Source organism: Actinomadura kijaniata NBRC 14229, assembly GCF_001552175.1.
Classification (GTDB): Bacteria; Actinomycetota; Actinomycetes; order Streptosporangiales; family Streptosporangiaceae; genus Spirillospora; species Spirillospora kijaniata.
Window position 1 is genome coordinate 38,703 of sequence record NZ_BCQR01000072.1, and the last position, 15,074, is coordinate 53,776.

Annotated in this window: 11 protein-coding genes, 1 tRNA gene and 1 pseudogene; 7 read left to right on the plus strand and 6 right to left on the minus strand. The window is 71.8% G+C overall.

Features of this window, described 5'->3' with window-relative positions:
- Positions 1–70: 70 nt before the first annotated feature.
- Together AKI01S_RS22985 and AKI01S_RS22990 are read right to left on the minus strand one after the other, a co-directional pair.
- Positions 71–1,678: a multicopper oxidase family protein gene (locus AKI01S_RS22985; protein ID WP_067821599.1), complete on the minus strand. Its 1,608-nt coding sequence runs from the start codon at positions 1,676–1,678 to the stop codon at positions 71–73.
- On the minus strand, positions 1,671–2,108 hold the full coding sequence (locus AKI01S_RS22990; RefSeq protein WP_218009778.1) for a hypothetical protein: 438 nt from the start codon (positions 2,106–2,108) through the stop codon (positions 1,671–1,673). Before AKI01S_RS22990 ends, AKI01S_RS22985 begins: the two co-directional genes overlap by 8 nt.
- A gap of 144 nt (positions 2,109–2,252) precedes the next feature.
- Between AKI01S_RS22990 and AKI01S_RS22995 the strand changes: the two genes are divergently transcribed.
- The gene (locus AKI01S_RS22995) at positions 2,253–3,146 is read left to right on the plus strand and encodes a LysR family transcriptional regulator (protein WP_245681737.1); all 894 of its coding nucleotides are present in this window, start codon (positions 2,253–2,255) and stop codon (positions 3,144–3,146) included.
- Positions 3,147–3,252: 106 nt separating this feature from the next.
- Here the strand turns inward: AKI01S_RS22995 and AKI01S_RS23000 are convergent, their stop codons facing one another.
- Together AKI01S_RS23000 and AKI01S_RS23005 are read right to left on the minus strand one after the other, a co-directional pair.
- Positions 3,253–3,456, minus strand: coding sequence for a hypothetical protein (locus tag AKI01S_RS23000; protein WP_067821605.1), 204 nt, complete (start codon positions 3,454–3,456; stop codon positions 3,253–3,255).
- A gap of 467 nt (positions 3,457–3,923) precedes the next feature.
- Positions 3,924–4,286 (minus strand): cupin domain-containing protein, encoded by a 363-nt coding sequence (locus AKI01S_RS23005; RefSeq protein WP_067821646.1) that lies wholly within the window; start codon positions 4,284–4,286, stop codon positions 3,924–3,926.
- A 628-nt stretch (positions 4,287–4,914) separates the two neighbouring features.
- Between AKI01S_RS23005 and AKI01S_RS23010 the strand changes: the two genes are divergently transcribed.
- Positions 4,915–5,379 (plus strand): hypothetical protein, encoded by a 465-nt coding sequence (locus AKI01S_RS23010; protein ID WP_067821608.1) that lies wholly within the window; start codon positions 4,915–4,917, stop codon positions 5,377–5,379.
- Positions 5,380–5,601: 222 nt separating this feature from the next.
- On the opposite strand, the gene AKI01S_RS23015 is transcribed toward AKI01S_RS23010, so the two are convergent.
- Positions 5,602–5,687 (minus strand) — tRNA-Leu (locus tag AKI01S_RS23015).
- 120 nt (positions 5,688–5,807) lie between these two features.
- Between AKI01S_RS23015 and AKI01S_RS23020 the strand changes: the two genes are divergently transcribed.
- The 3 genes from AKI01S_RS23020 to AKI01S_RS23030 all read left to right on the plus strand — a co-directional run bounded on the left by AKI01S_RS23020 (position 5,808) and on the right by AKI01S_RS23030 (position 10,203).
- Positions 5,808–7,118: a M20/M25/M40 family metallo-hydrolase gene (locus AKI01S_RS23020; protein ID WP_067821611.1), complete on the plus strand. Its 1,311-nt coding sequence runs from the start codon at positions 5,808–5,810 to the stop codon at positions 7,116–7,118.
- 103 nt (positions 7,119–7,221) lie between these two features.
- A complete protein-coding gene (locus AKI01S_RS23025) occupies positions 7,222–7,920 on the plus strand; it encodes a hypothetical protein (protein ID WP_067821613.1) in 699 nt (232 codons plus the stop codon).
- Between the two features lie 189 nt (positions 7,921–8,109).
- Positions 8,110–10,203: a chaplin family protein gene (locus AKI01S_RS23030; protein ID WP_067821616.1), complete on the plus strand. Its 2,094-nt coding sequence runs from the start codon at positions 8,110–8,112 to the stop codon at positions 10,201–10,203.
- Positions 10,204–10,600: 397 nt separating this feature from the next.
- Here AKI01S_RS23030 and AKI01S_RS23035 read toward each other — a convergent pair whose 3' ends face one another.
- Positions 10,601–10,786, minus strand: coding sequence for a DUF5703 family protein (locus AKI01S_RS23035; RefSeq protein ID WP_067821619.1), 186 nt, complete (start codon positions 10,784–10,786; stop codon positions 10,601–10,603).
- A gap of 273 nt (positions 10,787–11,059) precedes the next feature.
- Between AKI01S_RS23035 and topA the strand changes: the two genes are divergently transcribed.
- On the plus strand, positions 11,060–13,804 hold the full coding sequence (gene topA / locus AKI01S_RS23040; RefSeq protein WP_067821622.1) for a type I DNA topoisomerase: 2,745 nt from the start codon (positions 11,060–11,062) through the stop codon (positions 13,802–13,804).
- Between the two features lie 28 nt (positions 13,805–13,832).
- A pseudogene (locus AKI01S_RS23045) lies at positions 13,833–15,074 on the plus strand (dTMP kinase); the annotation flags it as partial.

A 15,074-nucleotide genomic window follows, 5' to 3' on the forward strand; every position in this document is an offset into this window, starting at 1 on the left:
TTCACTCACTGCCCTGACGGACCCCGCCCGACGAATGTGACCGGACCGCCCCGGGTTTCTCCGGCGGGGATCAGATGACCTCCAGGTTGGCCATCATCCCCATGTCCTCGTGCTCGGCGTTGTGGCAGTGGAACAGGTAGCGGCCGCGGTAGCCGTCGAACCGGGTGATGATCTCGGCCGACTCGCCCGGCCGCAGGGAGATGGTGTCCTTGAGGCCCGCGTCGTGGGGCAGCGGGGGCCGCCCGCCGCGCGACAGCACCCGGAAGCCGACCAGGTGCAGGTGCACGGGATGGTGGACGTCGGCGACCAGCCGCCACACCTCGACGTCGTCGAGGCGGACGGTGACGTCGGAGCGGGCCGGGTCGAACGGCAGCCCGCCGACCAGCCACCCGTGGCCGCCGTGCATCCGTCCGGCGCGGAAGGAGAACTCGCGCACCCGGACGGCGTCCGACCGCCGCCAGGTCGGCAGATCGTCCGACAGGACGCGCGGGACGCGGCTGTCGTCGGCGGCCCTGCGGGCGACCCGGAAGGCCATCACGTCGCGGGTGCGCCCGGAGCCCAGCCGGTTGACGAGCCGGACACGGCCGCCGACCGGGACGGACGAGAAGTCGACGACCAAGTCGTAGCGTTCGGCCGGGGCCATCGGCAGCCGCCGGTGGGTGACCGGCGCGGCGAGCAGCCCCTGGTCGGCGCCGACCTGGACGAGGGCGAGCGGGCGTCCGTCGTCGGTGACCGCCTCAAGCTCGTAGTGCCGGGCGTTCGAGCCGTTCAGGACGCGCAGCCGGTACCGGGCCGCGTCGACCTCGTGCACCGGCCACGGGGCCCCGTTGACCAGGATCACGTCACCGAGGACCCCCGCGAGATAGGGCTCGCGGACGCCCGGCCGGCGCCGCAGCGCCGGATCGAGGGCGGGGTAGACGAGGCTCCCGTCGGCGGCGAACGCCCGGTCGGCGATCATGAGGGGCAGCTCGCGCCGCCCGGCGGGCAGGCCGAGCGCCTCCTCGGCGTCGTCGCGCACGATCTGCAACCCGGCCAGGCCGCGCCAGATCGCGGGAGCGGTGAAGTCCATGCGGTGGTCGTGGTACCACAGCATCGTCGGCCGCTGGTCCAGCGGGAACGTGTAGTCCCGCGTCCGCCTGGTCACCACGGCCCGCGGATCGTGCATCCCGTGCGTCCCATGGCCGCCGTGGGCATGGCCGTCCGACCACCCCTCGGGCAGGACCAGGTCGGTCGGATAACCGTCGGAATCGGCCCGGGTCCGTCCACCGTGCAGGTGCACGACGGTCGGCACGGGCAGCTCGTTGCGGTGCGTCACGACGACCGGCCGCCCCCGCCGTGACTCGATCGTCGGCCCGGGGAAGGTGCCCTCGTACGTCCACAGCGGCGTCCGGACACCGGGCAGGATCTCCGCCGTCGCCTCGCGTTGGGTGATCTCGTAACGGTCGATCCCGCCCGCGGTGCCGACCGGCTTCAGCACGGCGGGAACCGGCAGCGGCACCTGGAACGGGGGCGGCAGCGGCACGGCGCTGCGCAGTTCGGCGCCGGTGTGCGACGGGCGGCGGGCCAGCGCGGCCGAGGTCGAGACCCCGGCGAACGCCATCGTGCCGAGGGCCCCGCCGATGCCCAGCACCCGACGCCGCGTCACCCCCCGGACCGGGGCGGTCTCCCGTTCACTCATCGCCGGGCTCCTTCGCGGACCGTCCGAGGGGCTGCCGCCACACGTCGATGAACATCACGGTGAGCCCGACGATGGTCAGCACCCCCAGCGGGAAGTGCAGCCACAGCGCGCCCTCCATCCCGGCGAAGTACTGCACCGTCTCGGCCACCACCACGACCAGCGTGGCGAAGAACGGCCACGCCCGGCGCAACCGCACCCAGACCACGACCGCCACGACCACCTGCAGATAACCGATGGAGGTGACGACGTTCGCGCCGGTCAGATGCCAGCGCAGGCCGTCGTAGTCACCGCTCAGGAACACCCCGGCGAACACCGGCTGCCCGAACCCCGCTATCGCGTGCGCGCTGACGACGGCCCGCAGCACCCACCCACTGGCTCTCGTCCGGCGCGCGGCGCGCACCGGCACGGACCTGTCGGCTGCGATGACCATGGCGTCCTCCTCACTACTGATCCATCGACGCCCACAAGCTATGCCTCAACCGCTATCCCGTCTAAGATCAATATGGCTATGAAGCTATGATCCCGAGGGCATGACGAAGCCCCCGGAAGAGAGCCGACGATCATGGACCTGCACATGCTCAGGCAGTTCCTGGTGGTGGCGCGCCTGGAGCACCTCAGCCGCGCGGCCGAGGAGCTCCGCGTCGCCCAACCGTCCCTGAGCCGCACCATCGCCCGGCTGGAGAACGAACTCGGCACCCCCCTGTTCGACCGGGCGGGCAGGCTCCGGCTGAACGAGGCGGGAAGGCTCTTCCGCGGCTACGTCGAACGCTCCCTCGGCGAACTCGACGCGGGACGGCGGGCCGTGGCCGAGTCCACCGGCGAGGGATTCGGCACCGTGAGACTGGCGTCGGAGACCTTCCTGACGTTCACCGGGCCACTCGCGGCGTACAAACGCGCCCACCCCGGCATCGAGGTCGAACTCCACCAGATGCCGGCCGCGGAGATGGCCCGCGCCCTGCGGGCCCAGGAGATCGACCTCTGCGTCGCCTCACAGCCGATCCCCGCCGACGACCTGGAATCGGTCCGGCTGTTCGAGGAGCCGGTGGGAGTGGGCGCATCACACGACCACCCCCTGGCGGGCCGCCCGTCGGTGAGCATCGACGACCTCGCCGACGAGTCCTTCATCTCCGCGAGCAGGGGACACTGGCAACGGCGGCTGCTCGACCGCCTCTTCGCCACCCGGAACCTCACCCCGAAGATCATCTGCGAGGTCGACGAACTCAGCGCCATCGCCGAACTGATCGGCGCGGGCCTCGGCATCGGCCTCGTCCCCGGCATAGCCCGCAACACCACCACCCGCCTCCCCGGCACCTGGATCCCCGTAGACCACCCCGACTGCCGCCGCGCAGTAACCCTGTCCTGGTGGACCGGCGCCCACCTCTCAACAGCCACCCGCCTAATGCAAACCACAATCACCACTTGGAACTGGACCCCAAACAACAATGGCCCCGCAGTACGACACGAATAGCTGTCGGGCCCACCTCTCCAGACGCCCGACACGTCAAGCAACCCTCGCGGCCCACATCGCACTAGAGAACGCCGGAGGGGGACTTCACCTCCTGTGTTCTCCGGGGTTATTTCTGGCGGTCGACCTCGGCGTTGAAAACGATGGCGCCGCTCTTGGGGATGCACGAGGCGGGCAGGTCCTCCGGGGTCTGCTCGGCGGCTCCGGCGCCTCCGGTGTTGAACTTGTCGCCTTCGAGTAGATCACCGAAGCCGGGGATGTTGACGCCGCGCTTGCCGCCCTTGAGAAGGGGCTTGGTGCCCTTGAGCCACACGGGACCCTGCGCTCTCCGGACTCGAACTCGAAGTGCAGGGCCCCTCGGCGTGCTGCGGGCGGGTGCGCCAGGGGGAACGGGGAGTCGGTGAAGACCGCGTGGTAGCGCCGCAGACCGAACAGCTCGTCCTGCCCGGCGGCTTGGGGGTTCAACCGCCTCGCCCGGCGGATGATCAGGCGGACGATGACCGCCTGGCCCGTGGGGCGATGGCTGCAATCACGGTCTTGACCTGCGGGTTCATCTTCGCAGTGACCGAAAAGCACGCCCGGGCGCGGCGGGGTGGATCAAGGCCCCCGCGTCTCGGGGCGGCGCCGAGGAATGCGGTCACCTCATCGGCCACGATTTGGCGCACGGCGGAACTTGCCCAGGGCCTGGGCTCCGTCAGATGGGCGCTGGGTCGTCGGCGGCGTTGAATAGACGTCCGGTCCCGTCCCCACGGGTGTGAGGATGGGACCGGAATGCTCCTGTCAGGAGCGCTTGGCGTACTCGGAGATCTCCCCGAAGTCGAGCAGGACGCACGTCTCGTCACCCACCACCTCGGCGTCGTGGCCCGGCGGTATGGCGACGGCGTCGCCGGGGTTGACCTCCTGCTCCGTGCCGTCGGCCATGTACACGCGCATGTGCCCGGAGACGCAGTAGCCCAGGTGCGACACCTGACACAGGTCGGTGCCGGCGATCGGCTTGACGTTGTTGGACCAGCGCCAGCCGGGTTCGAAGACGCCGCGCCCCACCGCCCGGTCGGCCATCATGACGATGTCGGCGTGGCCCTTGCCCTCGAACGAGCGTGTCTCGTCGGGCTTGTCGAAGTTCTTGACTTGAATGTGCGCCATCATGTCCCCCCGTGGGCGCAATGTGACTTTTGCGGCGTTACCCCTACCCCGCAGCCTTGATCGCCTAACCACGATGGGAGCGCTCCGGTTTGGTTGGAGGCCCTGATGCGCCCCGGCTCGCGTCCTACCGGCGATGGAGCGACGGTCAGAGAGGCAAGGGCGAGCAGACTGGGGCGGCTATGTAGGTGTGGTGAGTTCGGCGCGGTAGGCGTAGGGCCCGCAGGACCACTCCGCGGTGCGAAGAAGCCGGGGCCGGGGATGCTGGCTGGGATGGACTCGGCGGCTTGGGCGGTGCCCGTCCACGGTTTGCCGCCGCGTTTGTGCTCAGGGACTTCGACGACGCGTAGCCAGGAACGAGCGTGACCGTCCCGCACGGGGGCGCCGAGGGTGCGGGCCTCCGTGCCCCAGGCGTCGGCAGTATTGGGGAGAAGGGCACAGCCGAGCTGGTTGGCCGCGGTGGCCAGTGCGGTGTGCGTACGGTCGCGGACGGCCGGATCGTCAGGCTCGGAGAACACGGCAGATCTCCCGGAGATGCTCGGGCGGTAGCGGTGCGCGTTGGAAGACGGTTAGTGCGTCTTGCAAGTGTGCCGCGGTCGAGGCGGACGGCAGGACGCCGGTGATACCCGGTGTGGAGGCGACCACGGTCAGCGCGGCGGCGCTGGCCGACAGCCCGGGGGCGATCAGCTCGGCGAGTTCCTCGCTGACCAGGGTGGGCAGTCCGCCGCCGCTGCGAGGGACGGACGCTCATACCTCGAGCCCTCTCGGGTCGCCTGCCGATCGGACCATCCTCGTTGAGGGCTTGGGTGAGTGGCGCGAGGTGAACCAGACTGACCGGAAGCTGGATGGCGGTGAAGTGGTGCTTGGATCCGTCGGCGGCTTGCTGGGCGACGGCGAGCAGTTCGGGGACGGTGAACACGTCGCTGGAGAAGCCGCTCCAGGTCGCGACGCCGTATCCGGTGATGCGGCCTTGGTGGACGGCTTGTTCGCATACTTCGAACGCGCCGCGGATCTGGTGAAGGAGTTGGTCCCGGTCTACATGTGCGCCGTGCTCGGGGGTGTGCAGGTACAACAGGTCCAGACGGGGCCGTCGTAGCTCTGCGGTGTTGTGAGCGAGCTGGTAGTCGATGTAGGCAGGTGTGATGCAGTGGCCGTGCTCGGCCTGCTGGGGGTGAGGACGCCTGTGGCCTGTGCGGCGCTTGCTTGCTGGCGGGTCATGGGTTCGACCTGGCTCGATACCCGCATGGTTGGCTGGTCGGCAACGCAAAGCGGGACGAAGCTGCCTTCGTCCCGCTTTGCCCCCATATATGGAGTTCGGTGTCCGAGGGGGGACTTGAACCCCCATGCCCCGTAAAGGGCACTAGCACCTCAAGCTAGCGCGTCTGCCTATTCCGCCACCCGGACAGGTGTGCATGTCGCGGCTCTGCGCGACGGGGTTCACCATACCAAAGGTCCGGACTCGCGGCGAAGTCGATCGAGGGGGCACCATGGGCGGGTAGCTGCTGTCCAGGGTGAGGGGTCGCTGTGGCCGACGGGAACGTCGCTGAGGACGAGGTCGTCCGGATCTGCCAGGAGCTGATCAGGATCGACACCAGCAACCCCGGGGACAACTCGGGGCCGGGGGAGCGCGTGGCCGCCGAGTACGTGGCGGGGCTGCTCGACGAGGTCGGTCTCGAGGCGCGGATCTACGAGTCGCACCCCGGGCGGGCCAGTGTCATCGCCAGGATCGAGGGGACCGATCCGGGGCGGGACGCGCTGTTGCTGCACGGGCATCTCGACGTCGTGCCCGCGCGGGCCGAGGACTGGACGCGGGACCCCTTCGGGGGTGAGATCGCCGACGGGTGCGTCTGGGGGCGCGGGGCCGTCGACATGAAGGACATGGACGCCATGATGCTCGCCGTCGTGCGGCAGCGGCTGCGGGAGGGGCGGCGGCCGTCGCGGGACGTCGTGCTCGCGTTCCTGGCGGACGAGGAGGCCGGGGGCAAGTGGGGGGCCCAGTGGCTGGTCCAGGAGCACGCCGAGCTGTTCGAGGGGTGCACCGAGGCGGTGGGGGAGGTCGGGGGCTTCAGCCTCACGGTGCCCGGTGACAAGCGGATGTACCTCATCGAGACCGCCGAGAAGGGCATCGCCTGGATGCAGCTCACCGCCGGCGGGACCGCCGGGCACGGGTCCATGGTCCATCCCGACAACGCCGTCACGGCGCTGGCGGGGGCCGTGGCGCGGCTGGGGGAGCACCGGTTCCCCGTGCAGATGACCAAGACCGTGCGGGCGTTCCTGGAACGGGCCTGTATGGCCTACGGCGTCGAGTTCGACCCCGCGGAGCCCGAGAAGTGCCTGGCGGAGATCGGGCCGCTCGCCCGGATGATCGGGGCCACGCTCCGGCACACGCTGAACCCCACGCGCCTGGACGCCGGATACAAGACGAACGTCATTCCCCAGACCGCCACCGCTCAGGTCGACGGGCGTTTCCTGCCGGGATATGAGGAAGAGTTCTTCACCGTTGTGGACGAACTTATCGGTCCGGACATCAAGCGCGAATTCGTCTATCACGACCAGGCGCTGGAGGTCGAGTACGAGGGGGCCCTGGTTGCCGCCATGGAACGGTCCCTGATCTCGGAGGACCCCGGCGCCCTACCCGTTCCGTACTGCCTGAGCGGGGGGACGGACGCCAAGCACTTCGCCAAGCTCGGCATGCGCTGCTACGGCTTCGCGCCGCTCAAACTCCCCCCGGAACTGGACTTCTCCGGAATGTTCCACGGGATCGACGAACGCGTCCCGGTGGACGGACTGCGCTTCGGCGTGCGCGTTCTCGACCAATTCCTTGATCACGCCTGATTTTCTCGCCGAAACGCCGTCACGAGTGCGAAGCGTGGTGCTACGGTCACCAAACGTGGAGGGCGGGATGACCCGCTCTTGGTGTGAACGGTGAGGAGCACCTGTGACCTTCGGCGCGGCACTTCGGCGGGCGGTCTCCGCCGTGCCGTGCCGTGGCGCGGTCCGCAGGCTCCTGGTCGTCGTGGGGCTCGCGGCCGCGGGCTGGCTGCTCGGTGGGGCCGCGCAGGCCGAGGCCGAGACCCCCGACGCCCGGCGCGTCGTCGCGGACACCCCGGTCGTGGGTGACGCCGTGCGCGTCGCCGAACGGCGCGTGCTCCCGGAACGACCCGTCCGGGAGATCGTGCGCGCCGTCAAGGACCGCGAGGTCGAGCCTCCCGTGAAGGTCGAGCGGCCCCCCGCGGACCCGCCCGTCCGGCAGGTCGTGCCGGACGCCGGCGCGGTCCCGGCGGCCAAGGCCGACAAGGGCGAACCGGTCGCCAAGCGCTCCGTGAAGCGGAACGCCTCCAAGCGCGTCCACCGGACCGCGGGCGACGCGCACGTCTTCGCCGGGACGTTCGAGAAGAACGCCTCCCACTCCGGCGCCGCCGACCAGGCGGCCCCGGTCGCGCCGATCCCGGCGCTGGCACAGGCCGGGGGCGTCAGCCCGGCCGCCGGCCTGATCCTCATCGGTGGGATCGGCGCCCCCCTGGCCCGCCGGGCCTGGGTTCCGGGCCGTCCGCAGGGCGTGCTGCTGCGCGCCCCCGGCGCGGTCCCGCCGGCCGTCCGCACCGCCGCGGACGAGCCGAGCTTCGCACCTGACTAGTTCCCTCTCTGAGGTCCCCCGCCCGTGCGGCTCGGGCGAATCGGACCGCGACGCGACGCCCCCTGGCGGCGCGTCACCCCCGGGATGACCCCGCGCGACTCCAACCCATGGCCTCGCCATGCCCTCGCGCGCCCGCATCTCGGCTCTTCCCTGCAAGTCATCAGTTCTCCCCCGAACAAGAGGAGCATCATGCGTACGTGGGCCATCGGTACCGCCCGTACCGCCGCGCTCACCGCGAGCTTCGTCGCTCTCGGTGCGTCCGCCATCCCCGCCGCGGCCTTCGCCGACACCACCTCCGGCCAGTCCGGTGTCCTCGGCGGCAACCAGGTCAACCTGCCCATCTCCGCCCCGGTCGACATCAGCGGCAACGGCCACGGCAAGTCCAAGGGCGGCGCGACCGTCCACAACAACAACGGCGGCGGAGGAGGCCAGAAGACCTCCGGCAAGCACGGCGTCGCCTCCGGCAACCAGATCAACGCCCCGATCTCCGCGCCCGTCAACGCCTGCGGCAACGCCCTGGCGGTGCTCGGCTCGGCCGAGGCGGGCTGCAAGGGCGGCGCGACCGTCCACAACAACGGCGGCGCGAGCGGCCAGCAGACCTCCGGCAAGAGCGGCGTCGCGTCCGGCAACCAGATCAACGCGCCGATCTCGGCCCCGGTCAACGTCTGCGGCAACGCCCTGGCGGTGTTCGGTTCGGCCGAGGCGGGCTGCAAGGGCGGCGCCAAGGTCGACAACGGCGGCCACGGCGGCCAGGTCACCGACGGCACGAGCGGCGTGATCGCGGGCAACCAGGTCAACGCGCCGATCTCGGCGCCGATCAACATCTGCGGCAACTCCGCCGCCCTGTTCGGCGACGCGGTCGCGGGCTGCGACGGCGGCGCCAAGGTCAAGAACGGCGGCCGCACCGGCGCCGGGCAGCAGACCTCCGGCAAGTCCAGCGTCGGCGGCGGCAACCAGGTGAACGCCCCGATCTCCGCGCCGGTCGACGTCTGCGGCAACGCCGTCGGGAACGCCACCGCCGACTGCGACGGGGGCGCCAGCGTCCGCAACGGCGGGCACGGCACCGGCAGCCAGACCACCAACGGCGACCACTCGGTCCTGGGCGGCAACCAGGTGAACGCCCCGGTGTCGGTGCCCGTCAGCGTCTGCGGCAACGCCGTGGCCGTGCTGGGCGAGGCGGGCGCGTTCTGCCAGGGCGGCGCGCACGTGCGCAGCAGCTCCGGCGGCGACCAGACCACGAGCGGCACCGGCGGCGTGCTGGCGGGCAACCAGGTCAACGCGCCCGTCACCATCCCCGTGAACGTGTGCGGCAACGCCGTGGCCATCCTCGGCGACGCCGCCGCGGGCTGCCATGGCACCGCCGTCGTCGAGGGCCCGCAGAGCTCCGGCAACCACACCAAGGGCGGCAACCAGACGCACGCGCCGACCAAGGCCCCGGTGGACGTGTGCGGCAACATCGTCCAGGTCGCCGGGAAGACCGACCCGCAGTGCGGCGGCAGCGGCCCGAGCTGGGGCGGCTACCACTCCTACGAGAAGAACGGGAAGGCCGCGCGGACCCCCGGGCTGCCCGCCGTGCGGGAGCTGCCCCGCGCCCTGCCGATGAGCCCGGCCGCGGCGCTGCCCGCCCTGCCGAAGCTGCCCGCCGCCGACGCCGCCCGCGCGGCGAAGCCCGAGCCGCTGCCCGCCGTCCCGTCGCTCGGCAACGGCCTGCCCCAGCTCCCGCTGGACACGGGCAGGACCGTCAAGGGGCTTCCGGTCCAGAACCCCGCCGCCCGTACGGCCACGCCCGCCCCGGCGATGGACCTGCCGATGGTCGGCGCGCTGCCGGTGAAGCCCTCGGCGCTGCCACTGGACCCGGCCGCGCTGCCCGCCGACGCGGCGACCCTGCCGGTGGACACCAAGCGGCCCCCGGTGGCGCTGCCCAAGGTCCCGCACCTGCCCGGCACCGGCGTCCTGCCGAAGGTCCCGGTCGTCCCGATGGCCCCGGCGCCCGCCGAGCGGACCCAGGCGGTCAGGAGCGGCGACCTGCCCGGCGTGGACGGCGTGCAGCTGCCCCAGCTGTCGAGCCTGCCGGTGGGCGGCGACGTGAAGGCCCCCGAGACCGGCGGCCTCCCCGAGGTGGGGAACGTGACCGACACCCTCGGCGCGGTGAAGCCGGTCGCCGCGACCGAGCCCATGGAGAAGGAGCCCGGCTCGGTGTGGGTGCTGGTCGCCGCCGTCGTGATGACCGCCCTGTCGGGGACGCTGGCGCTGGGCCGCCGGCTGCGCCCCGGCCGCCGGTGATCCGGACGGTCCGACCGTAAAACCGTTCACGGTATGTCCGTGAACTGCGGAACGCCGATCCGGCGGCCGGGCCCCGTGTCCGGCCGCCGGAGAGGACGAGCCGCCGGTCCGCCCGGGTGGCAACGGCCGCGAGGTCCGCACGGTTGACCGAACGTGGCCGCTGGGCGCGGCGGGGCACGGCGCCCCGCACGGCCGGTCGGCACGACGAAACCCCTGATCGTGGCGGTGTCGGGAAAACCGCACACCGCCGCGGGAGGGGGCCACAAGACGCTTTGCCCGTCCCGGAGGCGCGGTCCGGGGCGGGCAAAGCCCTGTCCGGACACCTATCATTGCGGCACCGAATGATTACCGCACGTCATAGCATTGGTACGTAGTGCTACGCTCCGGGCGGGACCGGTCAGAACGTCCGGACCTGACGAATGATCTTCCGGCGCAGTTGGATCCACCGGCTACCGTCGGGGTGAACGCGCAGCCGGTCCAGTTCCCAGCCACCGTGCTCGGCGTGCTCGGTGAGGACCTGCCGGGCGGTTTCACGGGTGGTGCCGCGGGGCAGTCGCAGGACGAGGTAGGTGTACTCCACCATTGCGGCCAATTATGGCCCGCCGATGTACGGCGGAGGAGCCTCCGGTAGCGGGCGCGGTCCGTGCAGCGGCGCGGACGTGTCATCCTGTCGGAGTCGCGGCACCTCTGGCGCCGCCCGTCCCGAGTGGACGGGCGACGGCCACGGAGCGGCGGCGGGTGGGCGGACCGCCGCCTGTGGGAACGCCGGCGGGAGAGCGCGGGAAGCAAAGCGCCGCCGGGCGGCGTTGACGTCGGTTCGGGGTAGAAGAGACCAGACAGCGAGGTTGGAGCGACTGTGCCAGCCAACAACGGCACTGCGAAGAGCGGCGGGACCCGCCTGGTGATCGTGGAGTCGCCGACGAAGGCGAAGAAGATCGCCGGATACCTGGGCCGTGGCTATGTCGTGGAGTCCAGCATCGGCCACATCCGGGACCTTCCCGGGAGTGCCGCCGAGGTCCCGGCCAGGTACAAGGGGGAGTCGTGGGCCAAGCTCGGCGTGAACGTCGAGCACGACTTCGAGCCGCTGTACGTGGTCAACGCCGACAAGAAGGCCCAGGTGGCCAAGCTCAAGAAGCTGCTGGCCGAGGCCGACGAGCTCTATCTCGCCACCGACGAGGACCGGGAGGGCGAGGCGATCGCCTGGCACCTCCAGGAGGTCCTCAAGCCGAAGGTCCCGGTGCACCGGATGACCTTCAACGAGATCACCGAGGACGCGATCCGGCACGCCGCCGCCAACCCTCGCCAGCTGAACCTGCGCCTGGTCGACGCCCAGGAGACCCGCCGCATCCTCGACCGCCTCTACGGCTACGAGGTCAGCCCCGTGCTGTGGAAGAAGGTCATGCCGAGGCTGTCGGCGGGCCGCGTGCAGTCGGTGGCGACCCGCCTGGTGGTGGAGCGGGAACGCGAGCGCATCGCGTTCGTCCCGGCGAACTACTGGGACATCGCCGCCGAGTTCGACACCGGCAAGGGGGAGGAGCCGCGCGTCTTCAAGGCGACCCTCGTCTCCCTCGACGGCAAGCGCGTCGCGCAGGGCCGTGACTTCTCGCCCCAGGGCGTGCTGAAGACGCAGAACGTCCTGCACCTGGACGAGGCCGCCGCGCGCGGGCTGGCCGAGCGGCTCACCGGCCGCCCCTACGAGGTCAGGTCGGTCGAGAGCAGGCCGTACACGCGCAAGCCATACCCGCCGTTCCGGACCACGACGTTGCAGCAGGAGGCCAGCCGCAAGCTGGGGTTCTCCGCCAAGTACACGATGTCGGTGGCGCAGAAGCTGTACGAGAACGGCTTCATCACCTACATGCGGACCGACTCGATCACCCTGTCGGAGACGGCGATCACGGCGGCGCGGCGGCAGGCGTCGACGCTGTTCGGCGCGGAGTACGTGCCGGACCGGCCGCGCGTGTACGCCTCCAAGGTCAAGAACGCCCAGGAGGCGCACGAGGCGATCCGCCCGGCCGGCGAGGTGTTCCGCACCCCGGCCGAGACGGGGCTGAGCGGCGACCAGTTCCGGCTGTACGAGCTGGTGTGGAAGCGCACGATCGCGTCGCAGATGAAGGACGCGGTCGGCCAGTCGGTGTCGGTGCGGGTGGCCGGGGTGTCGACGCGGGGCGAGGCCGTCGAGTTCGGCGCGACCGGTAAGACGATCACGTTCCACGGGTTCCTGAAGGCGTACGTGGAGAGCGCCGACGACCCCGCGACCGACCGCGACGACGCCGAGCGCCGCCTGCCGAACCTGGCCGAGGGCGACCCGCTGGCGGCGCGCGCGCTGGAGGCGCTGGGCCACACGACCAAGGCCCCGGCGCGCTACACCGAGGCCAGCCTGATCAAGGAGCTGGAGGAGCGGGAGATCGGCCGCCCGTCCACCTACTCGTCGATCATCTCGACGATCCTGGACCGCGGCTACGTGTTCAAGAAGGGCACGGCGCTGATCCCGTCGTTCCTGGCGTTCGCCGTGACGAACCTGCTGGAGAAGCACTTCGGCAACCTGGTCGACTACGACTTCACCGCGCACATGGAGGACGGTCTCGACGAGATCGCGCGCGGTGAGGCGCAGCGGGTGCGCTGGCTGACCCGGTTCTACTTCGGCGACGGCGGCGTGGAGGGTCTCAAGCAGCTCACCGAGGACATCGGGGACATCGACGCCAAGGGCATCTCCTCGTTCCCGATCAGGGGCACCGACATCATGGTGCGGGTCGGCCGGTACGGGCCCTACCTGGACCGCGACGGCGAGCGCGTCAACATCCCCGAGGACCTGGCGCCCGACGAGCTGACGGCGGAGAAGGCCGAGGAGCTGTTCGCGCAGCCGTCCGGCGACCGCGAGCTGGGCGTGGACCCGGGGACCGGGCACCGGATCGTCGCCAAGTCGGGGCGGTTCGGCCCGTACGTGACCGAGATCCTGCCGGAGCCGGCCGAGCCCGCCGAGGGCGAGAAGAAGAAGCGCACGAAGAAGGCGGACGCGCCGAAGCCGCGCACCAGCAGCCTGTTCAAGTCGATGAGCCTGGACACGGTCACGCTGGACGACGCGCTGAAGCTGCTGTCGCTGCCGCGCGTGCTCGGCGAGATCGACGGCGAGCCGGTGACCGCGCAGAACGGCCGCTACGGGCCGTTCATCAAGCGGGGCACCGACTCGCGTTCGCTGGGCTCGGAGGAGGATCTGTTCACCGTCACGCTGGAGCAGGCCAGGGAGTTGCTGGCCCAGCCCAAGCAGCGGGGGCGGGGCCGGGCCGCGGCCGCCGCGCCGCTGCGCGAGCTGGGCGACGACCCGGTCAGCGGCAAGCCGGTGGTGGTGAAGGAGGGCCGCTTCGGCCCGTACGTGACCGACGGTGAGACCAACGCGTCGCTGCGCAAGGGCGACGAGGTCCAGTCGATCACCATCCAGCGCGCCGCCGAGCTGCTCGCCGAACGCCGTGAGAAGGTGGCCGCGGGCGGCGGTCCGAAGAAGCGGACGACGACGCGCAAGCCGGCGGCCAAGAAGAGCACGGGCAAGTCGAGCACGGGCAAGTCGGCGAAGTCGGCGCCGTCCTCGGCGAAGTCGGGCTCCTAATGACATTCCCGCCGATACCCTGACGTGCATGACCAGAACGGGCGTCACTCGGCCGCGTTCCGCCGAGCCGCAACCCGGTGACGAGCCGCTGCGGCGGCTGCGTCCCATGCTGTCGCTGTCCAGCCTCGGCCACTGGCTGACGGTTCCGGCGTTGACCGCGATGGCGGCGACGCTGACCCGCGACGACGCCCTGGCCACCCGCGCGCAGTCGGTGGGCCTGGTGCTGGTGGCGTGGCTGCTGCCGGTGCTGCTGGCGCCGGTGTTCGGCACGGCCGCCGCGCGCCTGGACCGCCGGATCGCGCTGGTGGCCGCCGACGGGCTGCGGGCGTTCCTGATGCTCTCGGTGCCGGTGGTGGACCTGCTGGTCACGGCGGTCAACCCGGTGCTGTGGACGGCGATCGTGGCGGTCCTGGTGTCGTGCGCGGGCATGGTGTGGAGCGCGGCGGCGGCCTCCGCCGTCGAGGGCGTCGCCACCGGCGTCGCCGACGACGAGGACGGCACGGTGGGGCGGGCGGTGCGCCGCCGCGCCCTGCGCCTGGTCTTCGGGACGGCCCCGCTGGCGGCGCTGGCGTTCGTGCTGCTGGCGCTGCTGGCGGACGCGCTGCTGGGCGGCGCCGACCGCGTCCACCTGGTGCTGTACGCCACGGCGGTGGTCTTCGGGGCGGCCGGGTTCGTGACGGCGATGCTGGGCGGCCTGCCCGGCGGCGAGGCGGAGTTCCCCGCGCCGGTCGCGGCCCTGCTGCGCCGCGAGGGCGGGGTCCCCGGCCTGTCGGCGGCGGTCGTCGGAACGGTCCTGCCCGTCGCGGCGCTGCTGGCGGCCGCCCGGGTGCACGTCCGCGTGCTGGGCGGCGGCGACCCCGGCTACGGCGCGCTGCTGCTGGGCCTGACGGCCGGGCTGGCGTACGGCGTGTTCGCCGGCCCGCGCCTGCTGGCCCCGCTGAGCCGCCGCCGGCTGCTCGGCCTGGCCGTGGTCGCCGGGGCGGTCGCCCTGCTGGTGGCGGCCCTGGTCACGAACCTGGTCGTCGTGGTGGTCGCGGCGGCGCTGACCGGCGTGTGCGCCGGGGTCGCCTGGGCCACCGCCGCCGCCGTGGACGACGCCCCGCGCCCCCGCGCGCTGGCGCTGGTCACCGCCCTGGTCGCGGTGGTCGCCGCACCGCCGCTGGCCGGGGTCCTCGGCGACCGCCGCCTGAGCCTCGGCGACGCGGCCTACACCTTCACCGGCAGCGGCGCGGCCCTGCTGGTCGCGGCCGTGCTGGCGCTGGTGGCGGGC

Coding starts and splice junctions, on each gene's coding strand:
- AKI01S_RS23030 (WP_067821616.1), top strand. CDS start 8,110: ATGCGTACGTGGGCCATCGGTACCGCCCGTACCGCCGCGCTCACCGCG.
- AKI01S_RS23005 (WP_067821646.1), bottom strand. CDS start 4,286: ATGGCGCACATTCAAGTCAAGAACTTCGACAAGCCCGACGAGACACGC.
- AKI01S_RS22985 (WP_067821599.1), bottom strand. CDS start 1,678: ATGAGTGAACGGGAGACCGCCCCGGTCCGGGGGGTGACGCGGCGTCGG.
- AKI01S_RS23035 (WP_067821619.1), bottom strand. CDS start 10,786: ATGGTGGAGTACACCTACCTCGTCCTGCGACTGCCCCGCGGCACCACC.
- AKI01S_RS22990 (WP_218009778.1), bottom strand. CDS start 2,108: ATGGTCATCGCAGCCGACAGGTCCGTGCCGGTGCGCGCCGCGCGCCGG.
- AKI01S_RS22995 (WP_245681737.1), top strand. CDS start 2,253: ATGCTCAGGCAGTTCCTGGTGGTGGCGCGCCTGGAGCACCTCAGCCGC.